The organism is Brevundimonas sp. UBA2416 (assembly GCF_002343105.1).
Lineage (GTDB): Bacteria > Pseudomonadota > Alphaproteobacteria > Caulobacterales > Caulobacteraceae > Brevundimonas.
In genome coordinates, this window is sequence record NZ_DDRM01000014.1 from 42,421 (window position 1) to 54,459 (window position 12,039).

Sequence of the window (12,039 nt, forward strand, 5' to 3'; positions counted from 1 at the left end):
TGAGGATGCTGGCGGCTTTGGCGCTCGGTATGGTCGGTTTTCTAGCGCCTCAAGGGGTGCGGGCCGATCCCTCGGAGCCGCGGCGGATCGACTGCCCGGCGTCCGCCGGGCAGCGGACCCGATGTGTCTCGGGCCAGGACGCCAATGGCGCCTGGTACGTCGCGGCCATTCCTGCCAACTGGAACCGTCGTCTGATCGTCCACGCCCATGGTGGGCCGCGGCTGGGGGCGCCCGAGGCCACCGATCCGCTGGAGGATCTGGACCGGTTTTCGGTCATGGTGCGCCATGGCTACGCCTGGATCGGGTCCAGCTACCGCCGGGGCGGCTACGGCGTCCGTATGGCGGCCGAGGATACCGACAACAGCCGGCAGGTCTTCTGGTCCCTGTACGGCCGCCCTGAGCGCACCCTGCTGCATGGCCAGTCCTGGGGCGGCAATGTCGCCGCCAAGGCCTCGGAACTCTACGCCGGGAGCGCGGACACAGGCTGGAACTACGACGGGGTCCTGATCACCAACGGCGTCGTTTCCGGCGGCACGCGCGCCTATGGGTTCCGGGCAGATCTTCGGGCCGTCTATCAGTACTATTGCGCCAACCACCCCGCTCCGGACGAGCCGGCCTATCCCTTGTGGCAGGGCCTCCCCCTCGGCAACCGGATGACCCGGGCGGAACTGCGGCGACGGATCGAGACCTGCACCGGCGTCGACCGCCCTGCCAACCGCCGAACACCGGATCAGGCAGCACGGCTGCGGGACATTCTGGCCGTGACCGGCATCGCCGAAGCGCAGCTGGTCAGCCACATGAACTGGGCGACTTTTCTGTTTCAGGACATGGTGCTGCTGCGGCTCGAAGGGCGGAACCCGTTCGACAACAGCACGACGGTCTATAGCGGATCGATGGACGATGCGGCGCTGAACGCGGGCGTCCAGCGCTTCGAGGCGGACCCGCAGGGTGTAGCGTTGTTGGCGCACGACGCGGACCTGACGGGACAGATCGCCCGCCCGACCCTGACGGTCCACGCCCTGCACGATCCGACCGTGAGCGCCGACCTCGAAGCCTTGTACGCCGCGACCGTCTCTGCGGCCGGCCGTTCAGAGTGGTTGGTGCAGGCGTTCACGGATGAGTCGGAACACAGCAAGCTGTCAGACGCGACCTATATGACGGCCCTGGACGCGCTGGAGAGCTGGATCGACCGTGGCGTCCCGCCAGACCCTGCCGGCCTCCAATCTCGATGCCAGGTGCTCTGGTCGAGGCAGGGCCCCTGTCTGTTTGTCGGGCCCTGACCGTGGGAGGAGGCGGGCGGACCGAGCATCCGCGCCCCGGGCAGGACGCCACATAAGACACAGGCCGCAGTGGTCGCGCAGCGCGCCATTGGGTCGGACGGGGCTGCGGATCGGCCAATGAAAACGGCCTGCCAGCAAATCACATGGCCTTCTGCATGACGTCCGCCTGGTCCAATGTGTATTCCATGTCGAATACCTCCGATGCCGTGATAGCGAACACTTCCAGTGGCCCGGTGCGAGGTCGAGCGATCGATGGTGTCGCTCGGTATCTGGGCATTCCTTATGCCGCGCCTCCAGTTGGAGATCTGAGATTCTTGGCGCCTCAGCCGCACGCCATCTGGGACGAACCCCGGGAAGCGTCCGCGTTCGGTCCAACGGCGCCCTATCAGCTGCGGGACTTCCCCATCCTCGACCTGACGCCGCTGGTCGGAACCGGGTGGGTCAAGGGTGATGAATACCTCAACCTGAACATCTGGACGCCGGAGGGGTCGGATCAGGCCGGCCTGCCGGTCATGGTGTTCATCCATGGCGGGGCCTGGGTCGGCGGCGCGGGATCGGCGCCAACGCAGGACGGCACTCGCTTCGCCCAAAACGGCGTCGTGTGCGTGACGATCAATTATCGGCTGGGGATAGAGGGCTTCCTGCCTATCCCCGGCATTCCCACCAATCTCGGCCTGCGCGACATGATCGCAGCGCTGGAGTGGGTGCGCGACAACATCGCGGGCTTCGGCGGCGACCCCGCAAATGTGACGGTCTTCGGCGAATCCGCGGGCGCTATGTCGATCGCCGATCTGGTGGTTTCCCCTCTGGCGCGCGGCCTGTTCCGACGCGCGATCGTGCAAAGCGGCCACGGATCAATGGTCCGATCGGTCAGGACGATGAGAAAGGTCGTGCAACGGCTGGCGAAGCTTCTGGGTGTCTCCGCCGACGCAGCGGGATTTCGCTCGGCGAGCGTTCAGGCCGGGCTTGATGCGCAGGATGTCGTGCAGGCCCCGACCTCAGGCCTCGATATGCGCGGCGAGAACGGCCGCGACCCGGCTTACGGGTTGAGCAAATTCCTGCCGGTGCATGGTGATGACGTGATCCCGGTCCCACCGCTGCAGGCCCTGGCGAAGGGTGCGGGCGCGGAGGTCGATCTTCTGATCGGGACCAACGCCGAGGAGATGAACCTGTATTTCGTGCCGACCGGGGTGAAGGCCAAGTTGGGGCGGCTGTTGGCCTGGTTCATGCTCAGCCGGACCGAGCGGGGCGCGCTGGGCATTCTGCAACGCTATGGATTGGGGCGACGCGGCGTCCCGGGGGGCGAGACTCTGACCCGGGTTCTCAACGACCTAGTGTTCCGCTGGCCGGCGCGGGCCTATGCCCAGGCGCACCAGGGCCGCACCCACTTCTATGAGATGGACTGGCGCTCGCCTGCGCTGGGCGGAGAACTTGGCGCCTGTCACGCCGTGGAGGTGCCGTTCGTGTTCAACACCCTGGATGCCGCCACGGGACCGACCGGCTTGCTTGGCCAGACTCCGCCGCCCCAGGCTTTGGCCGACAGTATTCAGAAGGTCTGGATCGACTTCGCTCGCGACGGCTCTGCGCCCTGGCCCGAGTACGACGCCCGGTCGCGCCAAGTCTACCAACTGGCCAAGGGTCACGCCGAGACGGACACGGACTTCCCGATCGCTGCGACCTGGCGCGAATGAACCGTTCGGCCAAGTCCGCGCCGCCAAAGGTCGGCATCGAACTGGGCGGGACGAAATGCGTCATGATGCTGGGGACTGGTCCGGACGACATCCACGCCGAGGCCCGGATCGAAACCCTTGGTCCGCGCCAGACGATGGACGCCATTGACGACCTGCTCCGCCAATGGTGGGACCGGCATGGATTTGAGGCGGTTGGCGTCGCGAGCTTCGGGCCGTTGGACCTCGATCCGCGATCGCCGACCCACGGCTGTGTTGTCAACACGCCCAAGCCCGGCTGGAGTGGGTTCGACATCCTGCGGCCACTCCGTTCCTGGGCCGTGCCGGTCGGGTTTGACACGGACGTCAACGGCTCGGCCCTCGCCGAAGGGCGCTGGGGCGCAGCCCGGGGGCTCGCGTCGTTCGCCTATGTCACTGTGGGGACCGGCATCGGCGTGGGCTCGATTGTTGACGGACGATCGGTGCGCGGCCTGGGTCACTCCGAAGCGGGGCACCTTCGCATTCCGAGGCCCCCCGGATCGACCTTCGCGGGTGTCTGCCCGTTTCATGGCGATTGCGTGGAAGGCCTCGCGTCGGGCCCCGCAGTCTTGGCGCATGCCGGTGTGCCCGCCGAGCAACTTTCCGCGGCGGACGCGGCCTGGGATGTGGTGGTGGCGGCCCTGGCCGCCCTTTGTCATAATCTGGTGCTGACCACCGCTCCCGAACGAATCCTGCTGGGCGGTGGCCTGGGTATGGGCCAGCCCCATCTTCTGCCGCGCATTCGCGCCGCCCTGTTGGCGAGCCTCAACGGCTACGGCGTCGCCGACCGGATCGCAGCGGTCATCGACGACTTCATCGTTCAGCCGGGCCTGGGCCATCGCGCAGGTCCGTTGGGCGCTTTGGCGCTGGCCATCAACGCGCGGGAAGCGGCATCGCGCTAAGTCTGGCTGCGGATCGGCATACTCGCCGACCTTTCAGATAGGTCTCGACGGGCGCACGTTCATCCCAACGACCGGAGCAGATCCGGCGCTTCAAGGGCGGAGACAACCACAATGCGCTTCATCACCATTCTTGCGGCAGGCGTCGGTCTGGCAGCCATGTCCAGCGGCATTGCCTCGGCGCAGACCGCAATGCAGGCCCCTTCGACGACCGCTGACCAGGCCTCGTCCATCGACGACATCATCGTCACCGCCCGCAAACGTTCCGAGCGCTTGATCGACGTGCCTGTCGCCGTCACAGCCGTCACGGCCGAGACGCTGGAGAACCGCCAGTTTACGTCCGTCCGCGATATCGCCGCGATCACGCCCGGCCTGAACATCAACTCCGACGCTGCCGGACGCGCCTTCATCTCGATCCGGGGCATCGGCACGACCCTCCTGGACACGGTTCAGCCCGGCGTCGGCATCTTTGTGGACGGCGTCTACCAGCAGAACACGTCGTACCTGAACAGCCCGACCCTGGCAGTCGAACAGATCGAGGTCCTGCGCGGACCGCAGTCGACCCTGTTCGGCCAGAACACCTTGGGCGGCGCCATCAACGTTACGACCAAGCAGCCGTCGGACGTGCTGGAAGGCAGGCTGACGGCGACCTACGCCGGGCCGGACAACTACTACATCGTTGGCGCCACCGTGGCCGGGCCGATCGTTCCGGGCGTGCTGGCAGGCCGCCTGTCGATCGGCACCCAGAACCGCGACGGCTTCATCAACAATAGCCTCCTCGGCTACGAAGACGCGAATCGGCTGGAGCAGAACACGATCCGCGGCGCGCTGCGGTGGCAGGCCGGGTCCGCGGTCATCAACCTGAACGCCTATTATGACGAGGTGAACGGCACCAACCCGCTGTATGCGGTGACCACCGGCCCGACCGTCTACATCGACGACGCCCGCACCAATTTCCGCAGCATCGCCAACTACGAATACAGCGGGCTCAACGGCCGACTGCAGATGCCGCTGAGCGAGCAGCATGACCTGACCGTCATCGCTTCCTATGACAAACGCGACGCCGAAAGCGACAGCGACGGCGACTTCCAGTCGATCAACCTGTTCCGCTCGACCGGCGAGAACACTCTGGAGACCAGAAGCGTCGAAGCGCGGATCGACAGCCGCTGGAGCGAGAATCTGACCTCGCTTGTCGGCGTGTTCCGGTCGAACCAGACACTTGACCAGACCTCGGCGACCCTGGTGGTCCCGGCGAACCTCACCGTGCCGGCCTTCGCCAGATCCGACGCGGACATCTGGGCTGTCTTTGGCACCGCCTTCTGGAACATCCAGCCTGACCTCGAGCTGACCGTTGGCCTGCGCTACGATCGGCAGCAGATCGATTTCCAGAGCGCCAGAAACTCAAGCTATGAGGCCGACGAGGTTCAGCCCCGGATAGCGTTGCGCAAGCGGATCGATGACAACCGCATGATCTACGCTTCTATCGCGCGCGGTTTCCGCGGCGGCGGCACCAACGGCCCCGGCGCACCGAACCTGACCTATGACGGCGACTCCGTGTGGACCTACGAGATCGGGACCAAGATAAGCACCGACGACCGCCGGATTTCATTGCAGGGCGCCGTCTTCTACAATGATTACAAGGACATTATCGCCGCCAACAGCCTGGCGCCCTCGACCACCGGGGCCGGAATCGTCGGCATCAACCTGAACACCGGCGACGCGCGTTCTTACGGCCTGGAGGCCGAAATCACCGCCGAGCTGACAGACGCATGGACGATCCGCGCCAGCGGCCTGCTGCAGAACGCCCGGATCACCGACGATACACGCTATCGCCAGACCACCGGCCGCTTGCTGCCGACCGACCGCATCCCGTTCCAGCCTGCCTGGACGATGAGCCTTCAGAGCGATTACGTCGTGCCGCTCGGCCGCGGTGACCTGACTTTCTCGGGCGGCATCGTGGGCAAGGGCGAACGGATCGGCGCGGGCCTGTCCAACACCTTCGCGCCTGAACTGGACAGCTATTTCTTGGCTAACGCCACGATTTCCTACCGCGTGGACAGTTTGGAGTTTGCGGTCTTCTCCAATAACCTGTTCGACGAGGAGTACTACGAATCCTACATCGACAGCTCCACCTTGACTGCCGCCGGCCTGCCGGCGCTGGGAAGCCTGGGCCAGATTGGTGACGGTCGGCGCATCGGCGTGCGCGTGGGGTACAGCTTCTAAGTCAACCTGAGTTGGATCGACCGTGAACGCCCTGCCTCTTTCCCTGGAGCCGAGCCGCCTCCCCGATGGCTTCATTGAAAGCCTTCGGGGGGTGTTCGGCGACCGCCTGCATCTTGGCGAGGCGATGAGGGCGCAGCACGGAGCCAGCGAAGCGCATTTTGACACCGTCCTGCCAGACGCGGTCGTCTTTGCCCTGTCGACCGAAGACGTGGTGGCGGCGGTCAAGCTGTGCGGAGAGGCCGGCGTGCCGATCATCGCTTACGGCGCCGGCACCTCGATCGAGGGCAATACCACCCCGGTCAACGGCGGTCTGACCATCGACCTGTCCCTGATGGACCAGATCGTCCAGGTGAACGCCGAGGACTTCGACGTAACGGTCCAGGCGGGGGTCCGGCGCGAGCATCTGAACGAACATCTGCGTGACGTCGGCCTGTTCTTTCCTATCGATCCGGGGGCCAACGCCACGATCGGCGGCATGGCCTCGACGAGGGCCTCGGGCACCAATGCCGTGCGCTACGGCACCATGCGAGAGGCGGTGCTGTCGCTTCGGGTCGTCACGCCGGACGGACGCGACATCCGCACGGCGCGACGGGCCAGGAAGTCTGCGGCGGGCTATGACCTGACGCGGCTGTTCGTCGGCTCGGAAGGCACGCTCGGCATCATCACCGAGGTCACTCTGCGCCTGCACGGCATTCCGGAATCGATCCTTTCGGCCGTGTGCAGTTTCGAGACCCTGGCCGGCGCCGTCGATACGGTGGTTCAGTCCATCCAGATGGGCGTTCCGCTGGCGCGGGTCGAGATTCTGGACGACGTTCAGATGCGGGCGGTCAACGCCTGGTCAAAACTCGATTATCCGGAGAAGACGACGCTCTTTTTCGAGTTCCATGGCTCGGAGCGCTACGTCCAGGAACAGGTTGAGACGGTCTCGGCCCTGGCGTCGGCCAACGGCGGTGGCGCATTCCAGTGGTCAAGCCTGCCCGAGGAACGTGCCAAGCTGTGGAAGGCCCGGCATGAGGCCTATTATGCCGCCATCGGCCTGCGCAAAGGCTGCGTCGGTTGGCCCACGGACGTCTGCGTTCCGATCAGCCGTCTGGCGGAGTGCATCACCCAGACGAAAGAGGACCTGGAGGCCGCCTCCATTCCCGGCCCGATCCTGGGCCACGTCGGCGACGGCAATTTCCATGTTGTCTTCGTCATCGATCCGAACAAGCCGGAAGAGGCCGCCGAGGCCGAGGCCCTGAACCGACGCATGGTCCAAAGGGCGCTCGACATGGACGGCACCTGCACCGGAGAGCACGGGATCGGACTGGGCAAGCAGGACTGGCTGGTGGCCGAGCTGGGCGAGGCGGTCGACATTATGCGCACCATAAAGCGGGCGATGGACCCGCAGAACCTGCTCAATCCCGGCAAGATTTTCAGCCTCTGAGCGCCTCAGGCGCAACCTATCTGATAGCTCTTGCCAAACCTGTCAGATAGCTCCATCGTCATCCCTCAGCCTCCGTCAGAGAGGCGGGAGGATCCCATGATCACATCGAACACCGCGCCAGTCGCACGTCGCTGCCTGGTCGTTTCGCCCGAGTTCACCGTCTTCACCGGGCGAGGTCCCTTCGACGACGCATCGATCCCGCCCAAGGCCGTCGTCGTGGCCTTCGACCTTGGATCCATCGACGCTCCGGCGACCTTGAGTCTCGTGGGATCCGGACGAGCCGAGGAACTGGCGTCCGAGGATACAGGCGTGACGCGGATTGTGCTCTTCATCTCGCCATCAGGTCTGGCCCGCATCGGCGCCGACACCCTCCCGCAGGCCGACGAACGCCTGGATTTCCACCTGCCGAGTTCCTTGCGCGCCATCGCGCTGGCGCTTCGGGAATGCGACCGCGAGAGCGAGGCGGGCGACATCTATCGAACCGCCAAGGCGATCGAGCTTCTGTGCGACACCTGGACCGCGCTGGATGGGGGCGGGCTGGTTCCCGCCGCCGGAGACAGCGACCTGTCACAGGCCGACAGCCGTCGTCTGCTGGAGGCGCGCCGGCTGATCGACGAACAGTGGGGCCAAAAGCTCTCCCTGCATGGCATTGCCGCCCGCTGCGGCATGAATCGCGAGAAGCTGACGCGTGGTTTCCGCAAGATGTTCGCCTGCAGCGTCGCCGAGGCTCTGGCCGAGCGCCGGCTTCTGGAGGCCAGCCGGATGCTGGTCACCACCGACCTGCCCATCTCCTCGATCGGCTACGAGAACGGCTATCTGAACAATGCCAGCTTCGCCCGCGCCTTCGGGCGTCGGTTCGGCCTGTCGCCGTCCGATTACCGGGCCGCCCGGATCGCCGCCTGATGAGCGGCCTGAACATGAGCGGTCGCTCCGGTGCCGAGGGCGGGTCGCTGGTCCAGCGCGCCATTGACGCCGTCCGTGCCCACATCCGGACCGAGGGGCTACGCGTCGGCGACAGCCTGCCTGGAGAAGGCCATTTCGCCGGCCAACTGGGGGTCAGCCGGGCGGTTATGCGCGAGGCGTTCGGCGTTCTTGCGGCGCTGCGCCTGCTCGACGTCGGCAATGGCCGCAAACCCCGCGTCAGCGCCATCGACGGTGCTGTGATCGCGAGTTCGCTGGATCACGCCGTGTCCACAGCCCAGATTTCCGTCGCTGATGTCTGGGACGTGCGCCGCACGATCGAGATCCGCACCGCTGCCCTTGCCGCCCAGAACCGCACTGACGCCGAGGCCCGGGCGATCGTCGACCTGGCTGAAGCGATGGACCGTGATCACGACGACATGGACAAGGTCGCCGCCCATGACATCGCCTTTCACGACGCCATCGCCCGCGCCGGCAAGAACGCCCTGTTCGTCCAGATCGTCGCCTCGTTCGCGCCGCTGATGCAGGAGGCCGTGCCCGCGGCCTGGAAGACCCGTGAAGGCCCCGAAGACCGCGCTGCGACGCTGATGCGTCACCGCACCCTGGCCCGCGCCATCATGGATCGCGATGCCGACGCCGCCGTCCAGGCGATGGACGCCCACTTCGACGCCTCGATCGGGGACATCCTGCGCGGCCTCGCAAACCCGGAGCAGGGTCATGTCTGATTCAACCGCGATCGAGGCCCCGCTCGAGCCACAGCCGGGGCCTTCTGTCCCCCGCTCGCGTGGGCTCGGCCTGACCCTGACCATTCTGGCGTTGAGCATCGGCGCCGGTTGCGCGGTCCAGGCGGCGTTCGGTCCCGTGCAGGAGTTCGCCCGCACCGACCTGAACCTGTCAGATATGCAGATGGGACTGGTGCAGGGTATGGCGACCGCCATCCCCGCTGCCCTTCTGTCCATTCCGATCGGATGGATGGCCGATCACAGCAACCGGGTCCGCATAATGCTGGTCCTGGCGCTGCTTTGGAGCGTGGGGGCCGCCGCGAGCGCCTTCGCTACGTCGTTCGAAATGCTGTTCGCCGCGCGCATGCTGTCGGCCCTGGGGCTTACGGTCGTGCTACCCGTCGCCATCTCCATCGCCGCCGACCTCTGCCCACCGGACAAGCGGGGGCGGTCGCTGCTGCTCCTCTCCATGGGAAAGGTGGTCGGCATCGCCCTGGCTTTTGCCGTGGGCGGTACCCTGTTCGGGATCCTGTCGGCGCGGACCGAGCCCCTGTTCGGCATGGCCGCATGGCGCGTGACCCAGTTGATCTTCGCGGGTGGCAGCGTCCTGCTGGTGCTGCCGCTGCTGATGCTGCGAGAACCCGTCCGGCAGGAGGTGGAAAAGGCGGCCGTGGGCTTTCAGGCTTCCATGCGGGCGCTGTGGGACCGGCGCGGCCTTCTGGCGCCGCTGTTTGTGGGCCAGATTGCCGTCATCATGGCTGATGCCTCGGCCGGGATCTGGGCCACGCCCGTCCTTATGCGCACCTATGGACTGCAACCGGCCGAGTTCGGCGGCTGGATGGGGCTGGTGCTGCTTGGCTCGGGCCTGCTCGGCACGATCGCCGGGGGGATAGCGGCAGACGCGGGCTTGAAGCGGGGCGGCGGCAGGGGCCTGTTGATCAGCGCGGTGATCGCCTCCGCGATCGGTGTGCCCGCCGCCCTGTTTCCGATGATGCCGAACGTGCCCGGTTTCGCCCTCATGCTCACCGCCCTGCTCCTGGCGGGGACGGCCACGGGCCTGATCACGGCCACGGCGATCGCCGTGCTGGTTCCCAATCAATTCCGCGCGCTCTGCCTGGGTTCGTTTGTCGTCGTGGGATCGTTCATTGGTTTTGGCGTGGCGCCGTCGCTGGTGACGATTATCAGCGAGCGTGTCGGCGGAGAGGGGACGCTGGCGCCGGCGTTGGCGGGCGTCGGACTCGCATCCAGCCTCCTTTCGCTGATCGCCTTCGCCCTGGCCGCCAGGGCGGCGCCGAAACAGACGTGACGTCTCCGAGGCTTTGTCGCGCGACGCTGGATAGCCTGCCTGACGGGGTGGCGGGTCTTGGCTACAACCCGTCAGAGATCACCGCCGGCATCGTCCACCTCGGGCCAGGCGCCTTTCACCGCGCCCACATGGCCCGCTATGTCCACGCCTTGATGAACAATGGCCAGGCGATGGACTGGGGCATCATCGGCGCGGGCCTGACGCCCTTCGACGCGGGCGTCCGCGACGCGCTCTCTGCACAGGACTGGCTCTATACGCTGGTCGAGCGCGACGACGATGGGGCGATGGCCCAGGTCGTGGGGTCGATCGTCGACATCGTCGCTCCGGAGGATACGGAAGACATCCTGGACTTCATCGATGGGGCCGGTGTCCGCATCGTCAGTCTGACCGTCAGCGAGAACGGCTACTGTCTGGATGCCATTACGCGACGGCTGGACCGCGCCAACCCCCTCATCGGGATGGACCTTGCCCATCCGCGACGCCCCGGGTCTGTCATCGGACTGCTGGTCGAGGCCTGCCGACGACGCAGGAGCGCCGGCCGACCGGCCTTCACTGCGTTGAGCTGCGATAACCTGCCCGGTAACGGCAGCCTGCTCAGGGCTGCGGTGCTGGAATTCGCCGGCCTGGTCGATACCGATCTGGCCGACTGGATCGCGGAGCACGCGCGATTCCCGGCGACCATGGTGGACCGGATCACCCCTCTGACACGCCCGGAGGACGTTGCGGCGATTTCAGGAACCTGGGGGTTGGCGGACGCCTGGCCGATCATCTGCGAGCCGTATTCCCAATGGGTGATAGAGGACGATTTCGCGGACGGTCGGCCGAACTGGGAGAATGTCGGCGTCCAGTTCACGGCAGACGTGGAGCCATTCGAGCGCATGAAGCTGCGTCTGCTGAACGCCAGCCATCTGGCGCTGGCTTCACTGGGCTGGCTGCTGGGCTATCGAATGGTCGCCGACGCGATGCGCGACCCGAGGCTGGCGCGCTACATCCGCGCCTTGATGGAACAGGAACTGTCACCGACCCTGCCTGCGGACCTGCCCGTCGATCTGGCAGCCTATCAGGATCGACTGGTGAAGCGCTTTTCCAACCGCACGCTTCGCGACACCGTCGAACGGATCAATACCGATGCATCTATCAACCTGCTGCTGGACCCGATCCGGGACAGGCTGGCCGCAGGCAGGCCGATCAAACGTCTCGCGCTCGCTGTAGCGGCCTGGATCCATCGGCTGGCTCTGGTCGAAGACGATGCCCTCGCCCTTCGTCACCCGCTGGCGGACGAGCTGAGATCGCTCGCGAAAGCGGGCGGTGTTGCCCAGACCCAGCTGCTCGCGATGACAGACGTCTTCGGCGATCTGTCTACGAATGCTGCGTTTCTCGTCCCAGTGACCCGGTGGTTACACCTGTTGAAAGGCACCAGAGCTTCGTCACAGTGCGTCCAGCTTGAGCTGGTGAGGGCAGGTTAATGACAACCGCTTCCTCTTGAGTGCCGCCGGTGCGGTGCAGAAAGTCTGTCATCGAAGTGCGTGGCGGACAGAGAGGGATTCGAACCCTCG

The 12,039-nt window shown here is 66.0% G+C and carries 9 protein-coding genes; all 9 read left to right on the plus strand.

From position 1 onward, the window contains the following. Window positions 1–5 precede the first annotated feature (5 nt). A complete protein-coding gene (locus tag B3E43_RS03770; RefSeq protein WP_292026753.1) occupies window positions 6–1,280 on the plus strand; it encodes a hypothetical protein in 1,275 nt (424 codons plus the stop codon). Between the two features lie 185 nt (window positions 1,281–1,465). Next, window positions 1,466–2,971, plus strand: coding sequence for a carboxylesterase/lipase family protein (locus B3E43_RS03775; protein ID WP_292026756.1), 1,506 nt, complete (start codon window positions 1,466–1,468; stop codon window positions 2,969–2,971). Then, the gene (locus B3E43_RS03780) at window positions 2,968–3,888 is read left to right on the plus strand and encodes an ROK family protein (RefSeq protein WP_292026758.1); all 921 of its coding nucleotides are present in this window, start codon (window positions 2,968–2,970) and stop codon (window positions 3,886–3,888) included. Before B3E43_RS03775 ends, B3E43_RS03780 begins: the two co-directional genes overlap by 4 nt. A gap of 111 nt (window positions 3,889–3,999) precedes the next feature. Next, entirely contained in the window at window positions 4,000–6,108 is a 2,109-nt protein-coding gene (locus B3E43_RS03785) for a TonB-dependent receptor (RefSeq protein ID WP_292026759.1), read from the plus strand. A gap of 22 nt (window positions 6,109–6,130) precedes the next feature. Continuing rightward, on the plus strand, window positions 6,131–7,534 hold the full coding sequence (locus tag B3E43_RS03790; protein WP_292026761.1) for an FAD-binding oxidoreductase: 1,404 nt from the start codon (window positions 6,131–6,133) through the stop codon (window positions 7,532–7,534). Between the two features lie 96 nt (window positions 7,535–7,630). Beyond that, entirely contained in the window at window positions 7,631–8,437 is an 807-nt protein-coding gene (locus tag B3E43_RS03795; RefSeq protein ID WP_292026763.1) for a helix-turn-helix transcriptional regulator, read from the plus strand. Further along, window positions 8,437–9,180, plus strand: coding sequence for a FadR/GntR family transcriptional regulator (locus tag B3E43_RS03800; RefSeq protein WP_292026765.1), 744 nt, complete (start codon window positions 8,437–8,439; stop codon window positions 9,178–9,180). The genes B3E43_RS03795 and B3E43_RS03800 overlap by 1 nt, the downstream gene beginning before the upstream one ends. Further along, window positions 9,173–10,483 (plus strand): MFS transporter, encoded by a 1,311-nt coding sequence (locus B3E43_RS03805; protein WP_292026767.1) that lies wholly within the window; start codon window positions 9,173–9,175, stop codon window positions 10,481–10,483. The genes B3E43_RS03800 and B3E43_RS03805 overlap by 8 nt, the downstream gene beginning before the upstream one ends. Window positions 10,484–10,530: 47 nt before the next feature. Further along, on the plus strand, window positions 10,531–11,949 hold the full coding sequence (locus tag B3E43_RS03810; RefSeq protein WP_292026854.1) for a mannitol dehydrogenase family protein: 1,419 nt from the start codon (window positions 10,531–10,533) through the stop codon (window positions 11,947–11,949). Window positions 11,950–12,039: the final 90 nt, after the last annotated feature.

Bases quoted from the DNA above. Each gene is read 5' to 3' on its own strand.
- B3E43_RS03770 (WP_292026753.1), top strand. From the start codon at position 6: ATGCTGGCGGCTTTGGCGCTCGGTATGGTCGGTTTTCTAGCGCCTCAA.
- B3E43_RS03775 (WP_292026756.1), top strand. From the start codon at position 1,466: ATGTCGAATACCTCCGATGCCGTGATAGCGAACACTTCCAGTGGCCCG.
- B3E43_RS03780 (WP_292026758.1), top strand. From the start codon at position 2,968: ATGAACCGTTCGGCCAAGTCCGCGCCGCCAAAGGTCGGCATCGAACTG.
- B3E43_RS03785 (WP_292026759.1), top strand. From the start codon at position 4,000: ATGCGCTTCATCACCATTCTTGCGGCAGGCGTCGGTCTGGCAGCCATG.
- B3E43_RS03795 (WP_292026763.1), top strand. From the start codon at position 7,631: ATGATCACATCGAACACCGCGCCAGTCGCACGTCGCTGCCTGGTCGTT.
- B3E43_RS03800 (WP_292026765.1), top strand. From the start codon at position 8,437: ATGAGCGGCCTGAACATGAGCGGTCGCTCCGGTGCCGAGGGCGGGTCG.
- B3E43_RS03805 (WP_292026767.1), top strand. From the start codon at position 9,173: ATGTCTGATTCAACCGCGATCGAGGCCCCGCTCGAGCCACAGCCGGGG.